Here is a 20,164-nt window from a genome sequence, read left to right on the forward strand (position 1 = left end):
GACAGCTACGCGACACGGATGTCGCTTCGCGACCGCGTCCAGTCGTGGCATCCCGACGAGTTCATCCGCGACCTGATGGTCGAGGGCGAGGACCCGTACGCCATCGAGAAGCCGGAGTGGCGGCTGGTGGTGCTCGACCAGACGCCACTGGCTCTGGGAGGGGTGTTGCTGGCAGTCGTCGCCGGATCCGTGGTGGGTGCCGGACTGGGGTTGGTCGTTGGTGTGGTGCTGCTGGGCGCAGTCGCCTGGAGGGCCCTCGATGCCTGGCACACGCGCTATGTGCTGACCGGATTCAGGGTCATGAGGGTCTCGGGAGTGCTCGATCGCAACGCAGAGTTCATCCCCTGGCGCAAGGTCACCGACGTGAGCCTGCGCCGTTCGTTCTGGCAGCGGATGGTCGGTGCGTCGACGATCCGCATCGAGTCCGCCAACGAAGCGTCGCAGTTCCGCGAGATGACCGACGTGAGCAACCCGCGCGCGTTCTTCCGCACCCTGCAGGACCTCACAGCTGCTTACAGCGGCAATGTGGAAGTGGAAGGACTCGAGCCGATCGACTTCACCAGGTTCTCTCCGCGGCGCTGAACAGGGCTCAGTCGGCCTCTGCCAGGTCAACCTCGACCGTGGCCGGGTCACCTTCGACCGCTTCCATGCGCTCGACGCGCCCGGCCTCGTGCACGTCTGAGGACACGAGCGCCAGCAGGGCGAGTCGTTCGGCGGTATCGGTGACGGTGACCAGGCGCACCGGGTTGCGCATGCCGACCTTTGCGGCCGACTTGGCGCCGCGGATGCTGCCGAGCACCGAGGCGGCGATGTCGAGGGCCTCGTTGTCGGCGTCGCCTGCGAGCGACGCCAGAGCTTCTGCGTCGGGCCATTCACTTCGGTGCACCGACCCCTGCATCCACCACGACCAGACCTCTTCGCAGGTGAACGGCATGAATGGTGCGAACAGGCGCAACACAGTGGACAACGCGATGTCGAGCGCCGCGCGCGCTGACGCCGTGGCGTCGGGATCGGAGCCGTTCTCGCCGTAGGCGCGGACCTTGACCAGTTCCAGGTAGTTGTCACAGAACGACCAGAACCAGGCTTCGGTGCGTTCGAGCGCACGGGCATAGTCGAAGTCCTCGAAAGCGGCGGTGGCCTCACCCACCAGCTGGGCGAGGCCGGCCAGCATCGACCGGTCGAGCACCTCGGCCACCTCGGCCGGGTCGGACAGCGTCGTTTCGCCGGTCTCGCGATCGGTGGCGAAGCCCAGAGCGAAGCGCGAGGCGTTGAGCAGCTTGATCGCGAGGCGACGCCCCACCTTCATCTGCGCCACGTCGAAGGCGGTGTCGGTGCCGGGTCGGGCTGATGCGGCCCAGTAGCGAACGGCGTCGGGGCTGTGTTCGTGGAGCAGCTCGGTGGGCACCACGACGTTGCCCTTCGACTTCGACATCTTCTTGCGGTCGGGGTCCAGGATCCATCCCGAGAGTGCCGCGTTTGACCACGGCACGCAGTCGAACTCGTAGTGGCTCCGAAGCACCGTGGAGAACAGCCAGGTACGGATGATGTCGTGGGCCTGTGGGCGCAGGTCCATCGGGAAGGTGCGCCCGAACAGGTCGGCGTCGTCTTCCCATGCGCACGCGATCTGTGGTGTGAGCGACGACGTCGCCCAGGTGTCCATGATGTCGGGATCGCCCACGAAGCCACCGGGTTCGCCGCGCTGGTCCTCGGTGTAGCCGGGTGGGCACTCGGCCTGGGGGTCCATCGGCAACGTGTCCTCGGCGGGCACGATCGGGTCGTCGTAGTCCGGGTTGCCCTCGGAATCGAGGCGGTACCAGATGGGGATCGGAACCCCGAAGTAGCGCTGGCGCGACACGAGCCAGTCGCCGTTCAGTCCGCCCACCCAGTTGTCGAAGCGGTGCCTCATGTAGTCGGGGTGCCACGCCAGCTCGTTGCCGCGCTCGATGAGCTCACCACGTAGCTCGTCTGACCGGCCACCGTTGCGGATGTACCACTGACGTGAGGTCACGATCTCGAGGGGCTTGTCGCCCTTTTCGAAGAACTTGACCGCGTGCTGGATCGCCCGGGGTTCGCCGACCATCTCCCCGGTCTCGGTGAGCATCTCCACCATCTGCTGCTGGGCCCCGCCGGCCCCCTTTCGTGCGATGCGGGCGTAGCGCTCGCGCGCCTCGTGGGATTCGAGCCACTCGGGCGGGTCCTGTTCGAACCTTCCGTCACGAGCCAGGCACGCGCGCGTCGGCAGGTCGAGCTCGCGCCACCAGGTCACGTCGGTGGTGTCGCCGAACGTGCAGATCATCGCTATGCCGGTGCCTTTGTCGGGCTCCGCGAGCGCATGCGCGTGCACAGGCACCTCGACGCCGAACACCGGTGTGCGCACGGTCGTGCCGAACAACGGCTGGTACCGCTCGTCGTCGGGGTGCGCGACCAACGCGACACAGCTCACCACGAGCTCGGGGCGTGTGGTGTCGATGAGAACCGGATCCGCCCCGTCGGGCCTGGCGAACGCGAGCTTGTGATACGCGCCCGGGCGTTCACGGTCCTCGAGTTCTGCTTGGGCGACAGCGGTCTGGAAGGTGATGTCCCACAGGCACGGTGCATCGCTGGAGTAGGCCTCGCCGCGCCCGAGGTTTCGCCGGAACGCACGCTGGGAGGTGCGCCGGCTCCGTTCGTCGATGGTGGCGTAGGTCATCGACCAGTCCACCGACAGCCCGAGGTGGCGCCACACGTCCTCGAACGCCTGCTCGTCTATGACCAGGAGGCGCTCGCAGAACTCGATGAAGTTGGGGCGGCTGACCCGCACGAAGTCGCCACGCTTCTTGGGCGGTTCGTCAGGCGGCTCGAGGCCTTCCACGTAGGGCACGCCTGGATCGCAGAGGACCCCGAAGTAGTTTTCGACCCTGCGCTCGGTGGGCAGGCCGTTGTCGTCCCAACCCATGGGGTAGAAGACTTCCCTGCCCCGCATTCGCTGGTAGCGCGCGATCGCGTCGGTGTGCGTGTAGCTGAACACGTGACCCACGTGCAGCGAGCCCGACACAGTGGGCGGAGGCGTGTCGATCGAGAACACCTCGCTGCGCTCCGCGGTGCGGTCAAAGGCGTATGTCTTCTGCTCGTCCCAGACGGCGGACCACCGCTCGTCGAGGCCGTCAACGGTCGGCTTCTTCGGAACCGACCGGTCGTTGAGGAACGTGGGGGGCTGCGAACGCATAACGTGCTCAAGGTAATGGAACTCACTTCGGGGTCAGCCATCGTTACCGGTGCAGCAGGGGGGATCGGGTCGGTGATCTCCGCCCGTCTCGCGTCGCAGGGCATGTCGGTCGTGATGGCCGACCTGGACGCCGAGGGGCTGGAGCTGGCGCGGGCGGCGATCCTCGAATACCGCCCGGATGCCGATCTCGTGGCCCTGGTCGGCGACGTGTCCGACCCGGCGTACAACGCTGAGTTGATCGCCGCGGCCGAGGACTCCCGCGGTCTGCGCCTCAGCGTGCTCAATGCCGCCGTGTCCCTGCCCGGCCTGTCCTGGGAGGAGCCGATCGATCGCTGGGAGCTGACGGTGAACGTCAATCTGTGGGGCGTCGTGCATGGAATGCGTGCCGCCCTGGCCACGATGGTGCCCCGTGGTGATGGTTGGGTCGTGGCGATTTCGTCGGGCGCAGGCCTCGTGGCCACACCGGGGCTGGCGCCGTACGTGGCGACCAAGCACGCAATCGTGGGGTTGATGGAATCGACGCACCACGAGCTTGCGCGGGTGGGTTCCGACGTGGGCGTGTCCGTGATCTGCCCCGGCAACATCGACACGGCCACCGACGACAAGCCGGCAATGGCGGGCATCGACGCCGCGGATGGTTCAGCGTTCCCCGAGGTGATCGACGCGATCCAGGCCACTACCCGACGCGGGGTCGAGTCGGGCGCGGACCCCTCGACGGTTGCGGATGCCCTGGTGGCCGGAGTTGGCGTGGGCCGGTTCTGGGTCCTGCCCCAACCGGAGCTGGCATGGGCCGCCACGGACCGCATGCGGCGACTCGCTGAGGGCGAGGACCCGGTGGACCTGCTCGGATGATGCCCCGGTGCTGACAGGGTCGGGCTGAATCGGCCATGGCGCTGCGCACCAAGTTGCTGCTGGCGGTAGGAGCGATCGTGGTGGTGCTCGTTGGCGCCGCCGCACTCGGCTGGTTCGTATGGGCGCCCTCGTGGCGTCCGACGCTCGAGGCCGGAGAGGTGTACGGCGTCGATGTGTCCCACCACCAGGGAGTTGTCAACTGGCAGGACGTTCATTCCGACGGCATCCAGTTCGCCTACCTGAAGGCCACCGAGGGCGGTGACCACGTGGACGGTTCATTCGAGGCCAACTGGGAGGGGGCCACGGCTGCCGGTCTCGACGTCGGTGCGTACCACTTCTTCACCCTGTGCACGACCGGCCGGGAGCAGGCTGACAACTTCCTTGCCGAGTTGCCCGAGGGTGGCGCGGGCATGCCGCCGGCGGTCGACCTGGAGGTTGGCGGCAACTGCGCCTCACGCCCACCGCAATGGTGGCTGCACCAGGAGCTGGCGGTCTTTCTCACCACGGTTTCGAGGTCGACCGGCCAGGACGTCCTGTTGTACGTGGGTGATGCCTTCGACGACCTCTACTCGGTGACCGGAGAGTTCTCCGAAGGGCTGTGGCAGAGGCGGATCCTGCGCCGACCCGACACGAACCGATGGGTGGTGTGGCAGGCGAGCTACTTCGCGGCCGTGAACGGGATCGATGGCCGGGTCGACCTCGACGTGCGCCGCGGCGGCTGAGCGGACGAGTCCGGCTCAGTCAGGGGCGACGGCAACCCGGTTGCCGCCGTTGCCGTGGGCGAGCTTGGCCGCACGCGTGGCGCGGTCCATCAGGTCGTCGATCGACGTTGCCTTGTGCGACTCCACGACGCCCGCGGAGAAGGTGAACGGGGCTCTGTGGTCCATCGACAGCGTGAGGGCCAGCGCTTCGCGGACGCGTTCGAGTGCCAGTGACGCGTGGGTGGCGCCGCAGTTGCCGAGCACGACCGCGAAGCGCCCGCCGTCGAGGCGGCAGACCAGGTCCTCCGGACGCAGGGTTAGTCGCAGGGAGTCGGCGAGCACCCGCAACGAGTCGTTGGTGTCGTCTTCGCCGTGGTGACGCCGTAGGCCCGCGAAGTCGTCCACGTCGACGAGCGCCACGCAGAACGGCACGAGCGAGCGAATCGAGTCGCGCAGCTGGCGGTCGAGCGCCTGGGGTCCGGGAAGTCCTGTGATGTCGTCTTCCCTTGCGATGACCGAGCGCCCCTGCAGGCGCCGCTGTTCACTCACGCGCACCGCGGTGCGCTCGACGATCCACTCCAGCAGGGCGATGGTGTGGTCATCAGGGGACTCGCCGGGGGCGTCCATCATCGACACTGCACCCAGGAGTCGGTCGTCCAGTCGCATCGGAATGCAGATCGACGCGACGGCCATGTCGAGTGCCGTCACGTGGGCGCAGGCATCCAGGGAGGATGAAGTGGTGGAGGTGGTTGTCGCGGAGGCCAGCGCCGCACACCCGGGTGTGTCGGGAACCGGTCGCGCCGGTTCGAGTTCACCGTCGACGAGCCGCACGGACCAGCCGACCTTCGGCTCATCGGGTACCGACAGCAGCAACGCTGTGTCGGTCTCGGGTCGCAGTTCGGAAACGGCGCGCAACAGGCAGCGGATCGCCGCCGGTTCTGACTCCGTTTGTGCCAGTGCACGCTCGAAGCTGGAACGGAAGTCGACCTCGGTGCGTGCCACCAGAGCCTTGCCGTGTGCGTCGGCCGCAGCGACCCTCGCAGCGGCCACCTGGCCCATGAGTGAGCGCACGACCGTGCTGATCACCACGGCAACTGCCAGCACCCAACCAGCGATCCGGATTGCCGTCGCTGCGGTGCCGGTGAGCGACGCCGCAGCGATGACCAACTCGGCCAGCACGGGCGGACCGGCCACTGCTGCGGCAACGCGCAGGGGTTCTGAGCCATGGATGGTGGGCGGCGTCCAGGGGGTGGCGGCCTCGGGGCGCTGGTTGTCGCTGTCGGGCACCGTCACCCCTTTCGTCCCCGGTGCCGGCATGGCTGTCGGCCCTGGATCGACCGTATCGCCGGGCGGGCCAAAAAATGCCGGGCCTGTGGCCATGGCCGACACCGGTAGGATCGCAACGTGATCCGCCTCTACGACACGGTGACGCGCAGCGTTGAGCCGCTCGAGCTGCGCGAGCCGGGCAAGGTCGGCATGTATGTGTGCGGACCCACTGTCTACGGGCCGGCGCACCTCGGCCATGCCCGCATGGCTCTCGTGTTCGATGTGCTTCGCCGGTACCTGGAATGGTCGGGGCTCGAGGTCACGTTCGTGTCCAACATCACCGACATCGAGGACAAGATCATTGCCCTGGCCAACTCCCAGGGTCGTTCCGAGGCCGAGGTGGCCGGTGAGTGGGAGGCCGCCTGGTACTCCACGATGGACGCGCTCGGGGTAGCGCGCCCCGACTCGGATCCGCACGCGACCGACTATGTCGACGCAATGGCCACGCTCATCTCGGAGCTGGTCGCCAACGACCACGCCTATGTGACCTCCGACGGTGTGTACCTGGAGGTCGAGAAGGTGCCCGACTACGGGCTGCTCGCGCACCAGTCCCTCGACGAGATGCTCGCAGGTGGCGGTGATCGCCAGATCATCGGCGAGGAGAAGCGCAACCCGGCTGACTTCGCGTTGTGGAAGTTCGCGAAGGAGGGCGAGCCGAGTTGGCCTGCGGAGTTCGGTGCCGGCCGCCCGGGGTGGCACACCGAGTGCGTGGTGATGAGCCTCGACCTGCTCGGAGACGGATTCGACCTGCACGGAGGCGGCATCGACCTGGCGTTTCCCCACCACGAGAACGAGCGCGCCCAGGCTGTTGCGGTCGGCAGGCCGTTTTCGCAGCGCTGGGTACACAACGGATTCGTGGAGGTGGGCGGCGAGAAGATGTCGAAGTCGCTCGGCAACTTCACGACGGTCGACGACCTGATCGAGCGACACGACCCCCGCGCGTTGCGCCTGCTGATCCTGCAGGCCCACTACCGCTCGCCGGTGGAGGTCACGCCGACGTCGATGGGCAACGCCGAGGCGGCGCTGGAACGTCTGGACACGCTCGCCCGCAGGGTTTCGGGGTTGGCCGACTCAGAGCCCGACGGCGAGCGTCTGGGGGCATTTCGTGAGCGCATGGACGACGACCTCGATACGCCGGGGGCGATGGCCGTGTTGTTCGCAACAGTGACCGAGGCGAACCGGGCTCTCGACTCGGGCGACGAGTCTGCAGCCGCTGGCCTGGTTGCGGCGTGGCGGGCGATGCTCGCCGCCGTCGGGTTGCCTGTGGAGGGCGACGGAGCGGACCTTCCCGAAGACGTTCTGGAGTTGTGCCGCCGCCGTGATCAGGCGCGCGCCGACAAGGACTGGGGCAGCGCCGACTCGATCCGCGACGAACTCGTTGTCCTCGGCTATGTGGTCGAGGACACGCCCTCGGGCACCGCGGTACGGCCAAGCTGAGGACTCGGCGCCGGCTCCCTCGGCCGCGTCGTGTGACCGCGATGCCACGGGCGAGTGCTGGCGGACTTCATGAGGTGCTCGGCGAACCTGTCGATGCAACGGGTTCGTGCTTGGCCTCCGTGGTTACCGCTGGGTAACCTACTGACTGGTAACAAGAGCTGTGGCCAGTGGCCGCGCTGCCGCCACCCAACGAGGACGTCCGATGACCGAATTCTCACTTGCACTGAACGAGGACCAGATCCAGATCCAGAAGTGGGTACACGACTTCGCCGAAGGCGTCGTGCGCCCCGTGGCCGAGGAATGGGACGAGAAGGAAGAGTTCCCCTGGCCGGTCGTGCAGGAGGCCGCCCAGATCGGCCTCTACGGGTGGGACTTCATGGCCCAGTCGATGATGGGGGACTCCACTGGTCTCACAATGCCGCTCGCAGTCGAGGAACTCTTCTGGGGCGACGCAGGCATCGGCCTGTCGATCTTCGGATCCGGCCTCGCCGCAGCGGGTATCGCCGGTGTCGGCACCACCGAGCAGGTAATGGAGTGGATCCCCCAGTGCTACGGGGATGCCGACAACGTCATGCTCGGCGCGTTCTGCGTGTCCGAGCCCGACGCCGGCTCCGATGTGAGTTCGCTTCGCACCCGTGCGGTCTACGACGAGGCCAAGGACGAATGGGTGCTCAACGGCACCAAGGCATGGATCACCAACGGCGGCATCGCGGATGTCCACGTGGTCGTGGCCGCCGTCGATCCCGACCTTCGCAGCCGCGGCCAGGCCAGCTTCGTGATTCCGCCCAATACGCCGGGCCTGTCGCAGGGCCAGAAGTACTCGAAGATGGGCATCCGTGCGTCGCACACCGCAGAGGTCGTGCTCGACGACGTTCGCATCCCCGGCTCCTGCCTGCTCGGCGGCAAGGATAAACTCGACGACAAGCTCGCCATCGCCCGAGAGGCCGAGAAGAACCCCAAGATCTCATCCGGCAAACAGCCGGCCATGTCGACCTTCGAGGCCACTCGCCCTACGGTCGCAGCACAGGCGGTCGGAATCGCACGTGCCGCCTATGAGTACGCCCTCGACTACGCGCAGGAGCGCCAGGCGTTCGGCAAGCCGATCATCCAGAACCAGGCGATCTCGTTCATGCTCGCCGACATGGCCACCCAGGTCGAGGCGTCACGCCTGCTGGTGCACCGTGCGGCCTGGCTGGGCAGCAACGGCAACTTCGAGAAGGCCGAGGGGTCGATGTCGAAGCTCCACGCAGGCCGCACCGCCGTCTGGGTCACCGAGCGTGCGATCCAGATCCTCGGTGGATACGGCTACGTCAAGGAGTACCCCGTCGAGCGCTGGCACCGCGACGCGAAGATCTACGACATCTTCGAGGGAACCGAGCAGATACAGCAGCTCGTCATCGCCCGTGCGATCTCCGGTCTGCGCATCGAGTAGCTCGACCACGGATCCACATTTCATTGCGGGCCCGTCCTGTCCGGCGCAGTGGTTTGTCCTCGGCGCCAGGCGAGGTCCGGGATCGTCCCATGGCAGCGACTCATGTTGCTTGCCCGCGCGATCATTCCCCTTCCGGGTTGTCCGTGGGCGACCGCTTGCGTGGCGACTCGACGACATGGGTGAGCGTGATGAGCGGGATCACCAACCAGATCAGGTAGTCGGCTTCTGCTGGCCAGATGGCGATCAGTCCGGCCACCATCGCATAGCAGGCAGCGCGCCACAGATCCATGGTGACGACGAAGTCACCGGGTTCGGCAGACGGGCTGATGAGCGACTTGCGCGACCTGCTGTAGAGGGTCATGAAGACCTTCACGAGGGTGATGAGCGCCAGCAAACTCAGGTAGGCGATCCCCTGACCGTGCTCCAGGCCCCTGAACGTGAAGCCGGCGATCACCGGGAACAGGCTCAGCAGGAGCAGCCAGATCGTGTTCAACCAGAGCAGCGGATAGTTGTAGTCGTCCATCAGCTCCCAGAACCTGTGGTGGCCGGTCCAGATCCACACCATCAGGAGGAACACCGCTACATAACTGATCAGCTGGCTGGAATAGGTGGTGAACAGGTCCGCCACGGTGTCGCCTTCCTGGACCAGGTCGGCGATGGGCAGAATCAGAAGTGTCACGGCCACGGCGACTACGGCGTCGGTGAAGTTGACGAGTCGGTCGATCCCTCTGTCTGTGGTTACTCGCGGCATGATCAGGTACCCGGCGGTCCGCTTGGCCCGCCGATCCGAGCGGAGAAGATCGAGGCTCCCGGGTCGTTCATGTCGGAAGGCTTGCACAATCGGTTGGTGCAGTAGTGGCGACCGTGCGCAGAGTGAGCTCGTCCACGTCCCACTCTCGCGCGTGGCAACAGGCCTTCGGGGCGAAGAGCGTTGGTTCACCCGGGTGAACCAACGAGGTGTAACCGATCTAGCGCCGTGCCGGCGGGCCAGCCGTCGCGGCCGAGCGACCGGCGCGGCGGCCGAAGTAGGTGCCATCAGCGAGCGAGATGCCGCTCACGTAACCAGCGCCAGCGATCCCGGCAGTCGTTCGTCCGGCCGCGAACAGGCCGGGAACCGGCTGCCCCGACTCGTCGAGCACGGATCCGTTGGCGGACGTTTGCAGGCCGCCGAGCGTGAAGGAGGCGTAGAAGCTGCCCTCCACGGTCATGTCGACCGCTCCGAACGGCGGCTCGAGGGGGATGACCCACTCGGGGTCCTTCTGGTACTCGGGGTCCTCGCCATGTTGGGCATGCGAGTTGTATCGCTCGAGCGTGTCAACGAGTGAGCCGTCGGGCAGGCCCATCTCGGCCTCGAGTTCCGCGGCCGACTCGGCGACCCACCTGGGCTTGTAGCCGGCGATGTTCACCGCGAACGTCTCGTCGGAGTGGATGAAGAACATCTGGCCATCGTTGTCGAGCAGCGAGGCCTTGCCTACCCGGCCCGCATAGGTGTCCTCGTTGATGAATCGCTTGCCTTTGCCGTTCACGAGGACGCCGCGCACCAGTGAGCGCGGTGGGGTGAGCGGCAGACCGACTTCGATGTGTGCCATGCCGGTCGCCACGGCGCCCACTCCCTGTGCCATGCGGATGGCCGCACCATCGTCGAACTCGGTGCCGATCGGCACGTTGACCCGGGACACTGCTGGGCAATGCTGCGCCACCATCTCGGGGTTGAACGTGAATCCGCCGGCGGTGAGCACGACGCCCAAGCGCGCCCCGACTGTCGAGGCCTCGCCGTCGATCGTGGCTTGCACGCCCACGACCTCTCCCTTGTCCACAGCGAGGCGATCGACGCGGGCGTCGGTGATCACCGACACCCCCGCGGCGCGTACCGCCTCGGTGAGCCGCTGCATGAGGAAGCCGCCAGCCGCATCGGGGAACTTCGGGTGGTGGCCGCGGGGCGCGGGTGGCGCGATGTCGTTGAACGGCCAGGAGTCCTCGCCGCCCGAGTAGCACAGCCCCGAGTCGTCGTCGGGTTCCCGGTCGTGTTCGGGGTGGTAGCGGGGCTCGAAGGGAACGCCGTGGTCGACCAGCCAGTGGAAGTGCCCGACGCTGTCGCGGCAGAACTCATGCACCTTTGCCTCGTTCACGCCCGGTCCGCAGGCAGCGGTCAGGAAAGCCTCCATGGCCTCTGGTGTGTCGTCGAACCCGCAGGCATTCTGGATGGGCGTGCCGCCGCCCATATAGATGATCCCGCCCGACATTGCCGAGGTGCCGCCACCTATGGCGGCTGCCTCGAGTACGAGCACCTCGGCCCCTGCTTCGGCAGCCTCGATCGCTGCGCATGCACCCGCGCACCCGAGACCCACGACCACCACATCGGCGCTCAGGTCAGCGCCGGAATCGGCTGCCGCTGTACCCGAAGCCTCTGCTGGCGGAATCGGCAGGGTCAGGCTCGCCGACGGGTCGCCCGGTAGTCGCTCGCCTGCCATCGGCGGATGCTACCCAGCCACCTGGTCGACGAGTGGCCTTGGCGCGGATCCGGCCCCGGACCTCGGCCATGCGAGGTCCAGGTGCGGGCCCATGTGTTCACTGGACGCCGGCCGTCCTTGGGGAGTTCTCTCTTCCTGTCGAACCGCGAGGGAGTACTCCCTGTGGGATGGACTCCTGTCGTCGCCCCGCTCGTGTGCTCGGGGCTGGGAGAGTGGTGGGCGTGCAGATCGGGACATTCCTCGGCGACATCACGACATTGACCGTGGACGCGATCGTCAACGCTGCGAACGAGCGCCTCACTCGGGGCGGAGGAGTGTGCGGAGCCATCCACACAGCGGCGGGCCCACAGCTCGCGCTGGCATGTGCGGAAATCGGTGGCTGCGACACCGGGTCAGCGGTGGCCACGCCCGGTTTCGATCTCGCGGCGAGGTGGGTGATCCACGCAGTCGGGCCTGTGTGGGATGGCGGCGACCGGGACGAACCCGAACTGCTGGCGTCGGCCTACCGGCGCAGCATCGAGATCGCCGACGAGTTGGGAGCCGAGTCGATCGCGTTCCCGGCCATCTCGACAGGCATCTACGGCATGCCGCTGGAGGTCGGTTGTGACGTGGCGGTCCGGACACTTGTGGCGCTGGACCCCCGCTCGACGCAACGCTGCGTTCTGGTTGCCTTCGATGCGCCGACGCTCGACGCGCTGCAATCCGCTCTGGCTCGGGGCGGGCACAGTTCGGACTGACCGCCCTCCGCACATGGGGTGCGATCCGTCGCTATGTTGGCCGCGTGGTTCTGGTGGTGGTGTCGATGGTCGGGGCAGGCCTTCTGGTCGCGGCAGGGGTGTCCAAGCTCGTCGCGGGCGGTGCTGGCCGGGTCGATGGCCTTCCTGATCTCGTGCCACAGGGCCCGTTGCTCGGAATGGTCGAGGTCGGCATCGGGGCTTGGGCGCTGGTGGCTCCCGGCACGGTGTCGCTGGCCGTTCTCGGGTCCACGTATGCCCTTCTCGCGGCCCTGACCGGTTGGCAGCACAGCATGGGCGTGCAGGACTGCGGGTGCTTCGGTTCCGCACCCGTGCGGCCGAGCATTTTCCACACGGTCATGAACGCCGGATTCGCGGTCGCTGCGGGCCTCTCGGTGATCGCGGGTTGGCCCGAGTTGACCGCCGCAGCCCAGGCGGGCGCGGCACTGCTCGCCGTGATGGCCGGCTTCCTCATCTCTGCTGTGTTTTCCGAGGCTGCGGAGGTGTCTCGCCTCGTGGCCGAGTCCGAGTCGGTGCGCGGCTGATGCGCACCATGGGTCGTCGGCGCACCGAGACCGCGGAGGAGTCCAAGCGGCGCGGCGCCCTCGCCGGTGGCGGGCTCGCCGACAGGGTCGCCGGGCTGATGGGCCGCGGCATCGACCGACGCAAGCTCCTTCGGCGAACTGCGATGGCCGGCACCGCGATGACCGTCGCGCCAGGCACGTTCGTGCTGCGCCCGGGCACCGCCTACGGGGCGATCTGTGCACCGGGGGCCCTCTGCTACGACGGCTACACCGAGTTCTGCTGCACGCTCTACGGGGCCAACCGCTGTCCGCCCAACTCTGTGCTCGGTGGCTGGTGGAAGGTCGACGGCCATGAGTTCTGCGGCGGCGGCCCGCGCTACTACATGGATTGCCACGGCACCTGCGGTGGCTGCGGCTGCCCGGGCAACGGGGTGTGCAGCGGAGGTTGTGCCGACACCACTTGCGGTTGCGCCTGGGGCGACTGCAACAACCGCAAGGCCGGTTGCACCCACTTCCGCTATGGCCAGTGCAACCAGCACATGGCGTGCCTCGGTCCGATCAAGTGCCGTGTGGTCTCCTGCACGGAACCGTGGAAGCTCGATGGTTCGTGCACCCAGGCGGTGCGCACCGACAACGTCACCCGCTACCACCACCGGCCGTGCCTCATGGTCGACGCAGTCGGCAACCTCGACGCGATCGACGTGGTGCCCGGCGGCGTGCGCCTCCGGGGCTGGACCCTCGACCCCGGCACCGTGGGACCCAACACGGTCAACGTCTACTCCTGTCTCAGGCCTGCCGGCTCCTTCCAGGCAGCCCTGCCGCGCGCGGATGTCGGATCGGCGTGGCCGAGCCACGGCCCCAACCACGGCTTCGACATCTTCCTGCGACTCTGCCCGGGTGAGCAGTTGGTCTCGGTCGCCTCCATCGACACCTCGGGGCAGGGGTCGACGTGGATCGGCCACCAGATGGTCAACATCACCGGCCAGGGCTTCGGCCACTTCGACGTCGCCACCGCCGATGTCGGGCAGATAACGGTGGGCGGCTGGGTGATCGATCCCGATGCCTACGCCTCGTCGGGCATCGACATCACCGTCGACGGCCAGCTGGTTCGCAGCGTGGTGGCCGACCGCTACCGGTCAGACCTCGAAGCGGCATATCCGCACCTCGGCGGCAACTACGGATTCGAAGAGGTGATCCCCGCCACACCCGGTGAGCACACGGTCTGCATCGTCGCCCGCAACGCCAACGCAGGCGTCGACGTGGATCTCGGCTGCCGCACCGTGACGGTGGGGACCCATCCGCAGGGGGTGCTCGAGTCCGTCACTTCGCCGGGCCCCGGGCAGGTCCGCCTCGTTGGCTGGGCGTCCGACGACGATTCCCGCGCCGCGATCGATGTCGACGTCACAGTGGCCGGCATCTCGGTCGGGCGGTTCACCGCCGATGCTGCGCGGGGCGACGGACACGACGGCCATGGGTTCGACATCACGCTCAACTCCGTGGGTTCCGGTGACCAGGAAGTCTGCGTGACCGCACTCAACGTCGGCCAGGGTGCCGATGTGCAGCTCGGCTGCTCGCCGGTACTCGTGGCATCGGTGGCTGCCGGCGAGGTCACAGAGCTCGCAGCGATCGAGGCCGGCGTGCGGGTGACTGCGACCGGTGTGTTGCAGGTGGGCGGAGCCGACCCGGCGACGCTGAGGCTGCTGGTCGACGGCGGCTACCGCGCATCGTTTCGCCCGGGACCCGATGGAGGCACGTGGGACTTCGATGTGCCCCCGGGCGAGCATGAGGTCGCGGTGGTCGCAAAGGTCGATGGCCCGGCGACGGTGCCGGTGGTGATGGCCACAGCCAGGCTGACCGTGCCCGGCGCACCGGTGGCGGCGCCCGCCGAAGCTGGTGTGCAGCCATGACGGTCGTCGTTGCGGTCCTTGCAGTCGTCGTCGTGTTGTTGGCCGTTCTGGTGGTCAGCCTGCTGCGTAGCCATGCCGAGATCCTGCGCGCACTCAATGAGATGGGTGTCGACATGGACCCATCCACCCCCACCGCCGCGGCGGCGGACGGCAGCCAGGAGTCGCCGGTCGGCCGCACCGCCGAAGGAGTCCCCGAGCCCGGCGACGCGCTCGGCCGGGTGGCCGGGGACATAGTGGGGCCCACACCCCAGGGTGATGCGGTGGTGCTGTCGATGGCGGTCGGCGACTCGCCCACGCTGATCGCGTTCCTGAGCACGGGATGCATGACCTGTCGGGGCTTCTGGGAGGACATGTCACCGCAGCGTTCGGGGGCGGCTGAGGGTACGCGCACGGTGATCGTCACCCAGGGACAGGAAGCGGAGTCGCCCTCGGTAGTCGCCGATCTGGCGCCTGACGGAATCCCCGTGGTCATGTCGACCGATGCGTGGGAGGCCTACGGCATCCCGATCGCCCCGTACTTCGTGCTCGTCGAGCGCGGGCTGGTGGTCGGAGAGGGCGCAGCCGCGGGCTGGGACCAGGTGAGGGGACTGCTGGAGCGGGCCCGCCACGACACGGGCCGGTCCGTTCACTCGCGCCGCGAGCTGCTCGGCGGCAACCGGGCGCGCATCGACGCAGAGCTCAGCGCGGCGAGGATCGAGCCCGGCGACCCGCGTCTGCATCACGACGCGCACGGGTCGGGCGACGACCCGGGTGAAGGGCGCGAGACGTGACGGCGCTCATCCTGATCGGAATGGCGACCGCTGTGCTCGGAGCCGTCCGGGCCAGCTGGTCGCCTTGAGGAGAGTCGATGCTGTCGAGCATCACGCCGCTCGGTGAGCGTGCGAAAGGCAACTCATGGGCTCTGACCACGGCCGCGTACGTGGCCGGATCGGCGTTTGGCGGTGCCGCGCTCGGGGTCCTGCTGGCGCCTCTCGGTGAGCTCATCGGCCGGGTCGCGGGCACCGACGTCCGGCTGGCCCTCACCGCTGCTGTGCTGGTGCTCACTGCCGTGTTCGAGGCCACAGGTGTGCCGATTCCCACGATCCGCCGGCAGGTCGACGAGAACTGGCTGCATGCCTACCGGGGCTGGGTGTACGGAGCCGGCTTCGGGCTCCAGCTCGGGTTCGCCCTGGTCACGATCATCACGTCCTGGTCGACCTGGGCGGTGCTCGCGGTGGCCGTGCTGAGCGGTACCTGGTGGTCTGCGCTGGCCATCGGGGCGACGTTCGGGCTTGCACGCGGGCTGGTGCTGCTCGCCGCGCGTCGAGCCGACACGCCCCAGCGCCTGGCGGACCTGCATGCTCGCATTGCCTCGTCGGCGGCCCCCACGGCCCGCGCTACGCGCACGGGCCTCGTCGTGCTGGCGGCGGCCACGGCCGCGGTGGCTGTCGTGTCCGGGGCATCGGCATGACCTACCGGCTGGCGGCGCACGGCCTGTCGATCGTGGTCCCCACGGGTTGGGAGGCGTCCATCACCCTCACCCATGGCGACGGCCCCGGAGAGAACGGCGCCGAGGGCACTGACCACGCCGTGTTGCACCTGGCCAACTTCGCGCTGCCCAACCCGCGCGGTGACTTCGGTGGCAGTCCGATCGACACGATGGCGTCCAACCAGATCTTCCTGGCTCTGGTCGAGTTCGACTCGGCTGCGGCCTCGGCGCCGCTGTACCGCCAGCGCGGCCTTGCCACCATCACGGCCGACGGATTCAGGCGCGAGACGATGCACCGCCCGGTGCCCGGCCAAGCGGGACACCAGCAGTTCTTCAACGAGGCGGGCCGGGCGTTCTGCCTCTACAGCGCGGTCGGTAGCTACCGCCGCCGCCAGCAGCTCGCGACCGGCGTGATGATGGTCATGTCAACGCTGCGGATCGACTGACCGGGGTAGCCGCAGGTCAGGAGTCGAGGTCGTCGGTCGACCAGAAACCGGGGATCGGCTCCGGGGAACCCTTGCTCGATGCGTACTGGGCCAGGCGGGCCAGGCCGGCGGGCTCGTGCAGCTCGATCACATCGAACACGGCTGCTGGTCCGGCGGCACGAAGTGCCTTGTCGCTCGCCGAACCTGGCGGTGGCAGCGCCGGCGTGAGAACGATCGGCGGCGGAGCGTTGTGGTGAGCGCCGAGCACGCTGAGGCGCCCGAGCATGCGCCAGACGGCGTCGGCACGTTGGAGGCCCGGCCGGGCGCTCGTGAACGAGCCGCCCAGTTCCACATACCAGGGGTTGCCATCGGCGGTGGTCACCTCGAAGTCGGCCTCGAGTGCGCCGCCGGGGTGCTTCACCGAACTGCGCACGTCGCCGAAGCCAGCCTCGTTGAGCCGTGCAGTGGCGATGTCGGCCACCTTCATCGATTCGCTCACAGCGAGCGACCAGAAGTGCTCCAGGCGGTCCTCGTGGGTTAGCTTCTCGAACGCCGCTGCGCGCAGCTCGGGATCCGGGTCATCCAGTGACTCGGCCAACGCTGCAACGCCGTCGATCCGGGCGACCTCCGTACCGATGCGCTCCTCTGCAAGTGCCACATAGTTGGGATCGAGGTCGTAGCCGACCCCCACACGGCCGGTGCGTGCCGCGGCGACGAGGGTGGTGCCGGACCCGGCGAACGGGTCAAGCACGAGGTCGCCCACGTAGGTGTAGAGGTCGATCAGGCGCCGCGGGAGGTCGACCGGGAACGGGGCGGGATGGCCGATTCGGCTGGCCGACTCGGGATCCATACGCCAGACGTCGCGGGTGACCTCGACGAATTCGTCGTTGGTGATGGTCGACACGTGAGGCAGCCCCGCTTCTTCGCGCTTCGGTGCGCTGATGGCACGCGAGAACCGCCCCTTGCTGGCGATCACGACCCGCTCGGTCATGTCGCGCAGCACCGGGTTGGATGCCTTGGCGAACGAACCCCAGGCGCACGATCCCGAGGAGGCCTCTGACTTCTCCCACAGCACCTCGCCGCGCAGCAACAGGCCGAGGTCGTCCTGGAGGATCCCGACCACATCCGCGCTGAGGCTGCGGTACGGCTTGCGGCCGAGGTTGGCCACATTGACCGCGATGCGCCCGCCCGGCTCGAGCACGCGGACGCACTCGGAGAACACGTCGCGGAGCATCTCGAGGAAGTCGATGTACGTGGAGGGGATCCCGCTGTCGTCGGACCCACCCGTGACAGCCAGCTCGTATTCCTTGCCGACGAAGTAGGGGGGTGAGGTCACCACCAGCGCCACGCTGTTGTCGGGCAGCTGGGACATGTCGGTGGCCGAGGCATTGAAGACCCGGCCGATACCCAGCTCGTCGATCAACTGGGGTGGTCGGCTGACGGTCTCGTCGTCGCTGAGCTCGGGAGGCGAGAACCGGGCGTAGAACTCCGAGGCGTCGTGGCCTTCGCGGCGACCGGCGCCGAATGCAGAGGTGGACGTGCGCCCGCGGCCGGTGGACTTCTGGCCACCTGAGTTGTCGCTGGAGCTGCTACCCACGAACACGAGCATAGAAGTGGGGAGTGACAGTGGCCGGTTACCCCGCTCCGACGGCCCGGCGGGCGGCGGCTCAGGCGGATTCCAGGCCCTCGTGCAGGTGCGCGATCGCCTCGGACCGGGTGCGGGTGCGTCGCATCGGTGCCAGTTCGTCGAGGATCGCCTTGCGGTAGGACTTCTCTGCCAGTCGTGGATCCAGCACCGCCACGAGACCCCGGTCCGACGCGGTGCGGATCAGCCGACCGGTGCCCTGCGCCAGTAGTGACGCCGCCCTGGGCACCTGGACTTCGAGGAATGCCTTGAAGCCGGCGTCGGATTCCGGCGTCCCGGCCTCCACCAGCCTCCGCCGGGCCGCATCGGCTCGTGCCTGCCACAGCGGGTCGTCGGGCCTGGGGAAGGGGAGTTTGTCGACGATGACGAGGCTCAGCGACGGGCCCGCCACGTCCACGCCCTGCCACAGCCCCATTGTCCCGACCGCGACCGTGTGCTCGTCGTCCGCGAACTCGGCCAGCAGCTTCGGCTTGGGCATCTCACCCTGCAGCAGCACGGGCCACGGCAGCTCGTCGCGGGCTCTCTCGGCAAACTCCCGCGCGTTGCGCATCGATGTGCAGAGAAACAGGGTGCGTCCTTGAGCGGCGTCGATCAGCTCGGCCGCCTCGGCCCAGGCCTCGTCCATCCACTCGGGGTGGTTGGGGTTGCGGTCGCGGGGCGGGTCCGAAGACAACAGCGGCGGCACGTAGAGCATTGCGGCGTCGCGGTGGTCGAACGGGCTGCCAACGTCTTCGAACTCCGCCCTCGACCCGAGGCCGAGTCGGCCCATCATCGGCGCTGACACCGTCGCCGACGTGAGGACAACCGCGGCGTCGCCCCATGCCGTCATCTGGAGGCGGTCGCCCACATCGATCGGCACCCGGCGCATCGTGGGGCCTGGATCGCCCACCCAGATGGCGTCGTCGGTGCCATCGGCAGCGAGCCGGTCGATCATTTCGGCGAGCCGGTCGGCACTGCGGCGTGCTGCTTCGGCACGCGGGTCGTCGCCGTCAGCCTTCACTGCGTCGCGGGCCGCCGACTGTGCCTCGGCCGCGACTCCCGCGGCCCGGGCGATGGTGGCAGCGATGCCTCCCGAGTCGGGGAAGCCCTCGCGGAACACCTCGTCGGCGTGCTCGCCCAGCTCGGTGTCGACCACTGCGGCCGTGCGACGAAGCGAGCTCCGTAGGTCCTCTGTGTCACCCATGGCGACGCGGATGTTGCGTTCGACGCGCAGCAGGTCATCACCTCGCAGTTCGGCACCGAAGGCGGAGGCGAGGATGTCCTCTGCCTCGTGGGCCTCGTCGATCACGTAAGCCTGCGCGTCGCCGAGCAACGCGCCTTCGAGGGCCAGGTCGGCGCCGAGCAGGGCCGTATTGACCAGCACCACCTGTGCTTCGCGGGCCGCGGCGATCGCCGACTCGGCGAAGCAGTCGGCGCCCTGCGCGCACTTGTCGGCGCCGGGGCATCCGTCGGGTCCGGTGGCCACCCACGGCGCGGTCCGCCGGTCGATTTCGAAGGGCAGCTCGGACAGGTCGCCGGTGACGGTGCTGTCGGCCCAGTCGGTGATCGTCTCGAGACGGTCCTCCGAGGCCCCCGACAGGTCCGCTGGCGTGCCGGGGGTGGGCTCGGTCTCGAACAGTTCGTCCTGCGCACCGGGTGGGGGTTCCCCCGCGAGCACGGACTGCGCCTCGGCGAGCCGCGCCAGGCACAGGTAGTTGGATCGTCCCTTGAGCACCGCCCAGTGCAGGTCGCGGTGTGCGGCGACGAACGGCAGCTCCTTGTCGGCGTACTGGTCCTGCAGCGCCTTGGTGGCTGTGGCGATCACCGTGCGCACCCCGGTGGTCGCCACGGCTGCGAGCACGGCGAGGCTCTTGCCCGTGCCGGTGCCGGCCCGCACGGCCAGTCGCCCGCCCGTGGGAAGCGCCTGCGCGACCAACGCCGCCATGTCCGCCTGGCCGTCACGGGTCTCGCCGCCGGATGGCAGCGATTCGACGAGCTCGTCGAGCAGGCGCCGTGCATCTGCTTCGGGATCGTGCTCGCCGGCCATCCGGCAACGGT

At 68.3% G+C, this 20,164-nt stretch carries 17 protein-coding genes; 11 read left to right on the forward strand and 6 right to left on the reverse strand.

Annotation, left to right across the window (positions count from 1 at the left end; genetic code table 11):
- Nucleotides 1–18 precede the first annotated feature (18 nt).
- Nucleotides 19–582, forward strand: a complete 564-nt coding sequence (locus GY812_00125) for a PH domain-containing protein (protein MCP4433890.1) — start codon at nucleotides 19–21, stop codon at nucleotides 580–582.
- A 7-nt stretch (nucleotides 583–589) separates the two neighbouring features.
- On the opposite strand, the gene valS is transcribed toward GY812_00125, so the two are convergent.
- Entirely contained in the window at nucleotides 590–3,205 is a 2,616-nt protein-coding gene (valS, locus tag GY812_00130) for a valine--tRNA ligase (protein MCP4433891.1), read from the reverse strand.
- A 15-nt stretch (nucleotides 3,206–3,220) separates the two neighbouring features.
- Between valS and GY812_00135 the strand changes: the two genes are divergently transcribed.
- Together GY812_00135 and GY812_00140 are read left to right on the forward strand one after the other, a co-directional pair.
- Nucleotides 3,221–4,057, forward strand: coding sequence for an SDR family NAD(P)-dependent oxidoreductase (locus GY812_00135; protein MCP4433892.1), 837 nt, complete (start codon nucleotides 3,221–3,223; stop codon nucleotides 4,055–4,057).
- Between the two features lie 35 nt (nucleotides 4,058–4,092).
- Nucleotides 4,093–4,779, forward strand: coding sequence for a lysozyme M1 (1,4-beta-N-acetylmuramidase) (locus GY812_00140; GenBank protein MCP4433893.1), 687 nt, complete (start codon nucleotides 4,093–4,095; stop codon nucleotides 4,777–4,779).
- Nucleotides 4,780–4,794: 15 nt separating this feature from the next.
- On the opposite strand, the gene GY812_00145 is transcribed toward GY812_00140, so the two are convergent.
- Nucleotides 4,795–6,045, reverse strand: a complete 1,251-nt coding sequence (locus tag GY812_00145) for a GGDEF domain-containing protein (protein ID MCP4433894.1) — start codon at nucleotides 6,043–6,045, stop codon at nucleotides 4,795–4,797.
- 120 nt (nucleotides 6,046–6,165) lie between these two features.
- On the opposite strand from GY812_00145, the gene GY812_00150 reads away from it, so the two are divergent.
- Entirely contained in the window at nucleotides 6,166–7,521 is a 1,356-nt protein-coding gene (locus GY812_00150; protein ID MCP4433895.1) for a cysteine--tRNA ligase, read from the forward strand.
- A gap of 202 nt (nucleotides 7,522–7,723) precedes the next feature.
- Nucleotides 7,724–8,953, forward strand: a complete 1,230-nt coding sequence (locus GY812_00155; protein MCP4433896.1) for an acyl-CoA dehydrogenase — start codon at nucleotides 7,724–7,726, stop codon at nucleotides 8,951–8,953.
- A gap of 121 nt (nucleotides 8,954–9,074) precedes the next feature.
- Here the strand turns inward: GY812_00155 and GY812_00160 are convergent, their stop codons facing one another.
- Nucleotides 9,075–9,704 carry a DUF1211 domain-containing protein gene (locus GY812_00160; GenBank protein MCP4433897.1) on the reverse strand — a complete coding sequence of 210 codons (630 nt, stop codon included), beginning with the start codon at nucleotides 9,702–9,704 and terminating at the stop codon, nucleotides 9,075–9,077.
- A gap of 217 nt (nucleotides 9,705–9,921) precedes the next feature.
- Nucleotides 9,922–11,424 carry an FAD-dependent oxidoreductase gene (locus GY812_00165; GenBank protein MCP4433898.1) on the reverse strand — a complete coding sequence of 501 codons (1,503 nt, stop codon included), beginning with the start codon at nucleotides 11,422–11,424 and terminating at the stop codon, nucleotides 9,922–9,924.
- A 167-nt stretch (nucleotides 11,425–11,591) separates the two neighbouring features.
- On the opposite strand from GY812_00165, the gene GY812_00170 reads away from it, so the two are divergent.
- The 6 genes from GY812_00170 (at nucleotide 11,592) to GY812_00195 (ending at nucleotide 16,503) form a co-directional block, all read left to right on the forward strand.
- Nucleotides 11,592–12,161, forward strand: a complete 570-nt coding sequence (locus GY812_00170; GenBank protein ID MCP4433899.1) for a macro domain-containing protein — start codon at nucleotides 11,592–11,594, stop codon at nucleotides 12,159–12,161.
- A 44-nt stretch (nucleotides 12,162–12,205) separates the two neighbouring features.
- Nucleotides 12,206–12,703, forward strand: a complete 498-nt coding sequence (locus GY812_00175; GenBank protein ID MCP4433900.1) for a hypothetical protein — start codon at nucleotides 12,206–12,208, stop codon at nucleotides 12,701–12,703.
- The gene (locus GY812_00180) at nucleotides 12,703–14,589 is read left to right on the forward strand and encodes a hypothetical protein (protein MCP4433901.1); all 1,887 of its coding nucleotides are present in this window, start codon (nucleotides 12,703–12,705) and stop codon (nucleotides 14,587–14,589) included. The genes GY812_00175 and GY812_00180 overlap by 1 nt, the downstream gene beginning before the upstream one ends.
- On the forward strand, nucleotides 14,586–15,359 hold the full coding sequence (locus GY812_00185) for a hypothetical protein (GenBank protein ID MCP4433902.1): 774 nt from the start codon (nucleotides 14,586–14,588) through the stop codon (nucleotides 15,357–15,359). The genes GY812_00180 and GY812_00185 overlap by 4 nt, the downstream gene beginning before the upstream one ends.
- Nucleotides 15,360–15,436: 77 nt before the next feature.
- Nucleotides 15,437–16,039 (forward strand): hypothetical protein, encoded by a 603-nt coding sequence (locus tag GY812_00190; protein ID MCP4433903.1) that lies wholly within the window; start codon nucleotides 15,437–15,439, stop codon nucleotides 16,037–16,039.
- A complete protein-coding gene (locus tag GY812_00195) occupies nucleotides 16,036–16,503 on the forward strand; it encodes a hypothetical protein (GenBank protein ID MCP4433904.1) in 468 nt (155 codons plus the stop codon). Before GY812_00190 ends, GY812_00195 begins: the two co-directional genes overlap by 4 nt.
- Before the next feature lie 16 nt (nucleotides 16,504–16,519).
- Here the strand turns inward: GY812_00195 and GY812_00200 are convergent, their stop codons facing one another.
- Together GY812_00200 and GY812_00205 are read right to left on the reverse strand one after the other, a co-directional pair.
- Nucleotides 16,520–18,091 carry a site-specific DNA-methyltransferase gene (locus tag GY812_00200; protein MCP4433905.1) on the reverse strand — a complete coding sequence of 524 codons (1,572 nt, stop codon included), beginning with the start codon at nucleotides 18,089–18,091 and terminating at the stop codon, nucleotides 16,520–16,522.
- A 58-nt stretch (nucleotides 18,092–18,149) separates the two neighbouring features.
- Complete coding sequence (locus GY812_00205; protein MCP4433906.1) at nucleotides 18,150–20,153, reverse strand: ATP-dependent DNA helicase; 2,004 nt, start codon at nucleotides 20,151–20,153, stop codon at nucleotides 18,150–18,152.
- Between the last annotated feature and the right edge of the window lie 11 nt (nucleotides 20,154–20,164).

This window comes from Actinomycetes bacterium, assembly GCA_024222295.1.
In the GTDB taxonomy this organism is placed as follows: domain Bacteria; phylum Actinomycetota; class Acidimicrobiia; order Acidimicrobiales; family Microtrichaceae; genus JAAEPF01.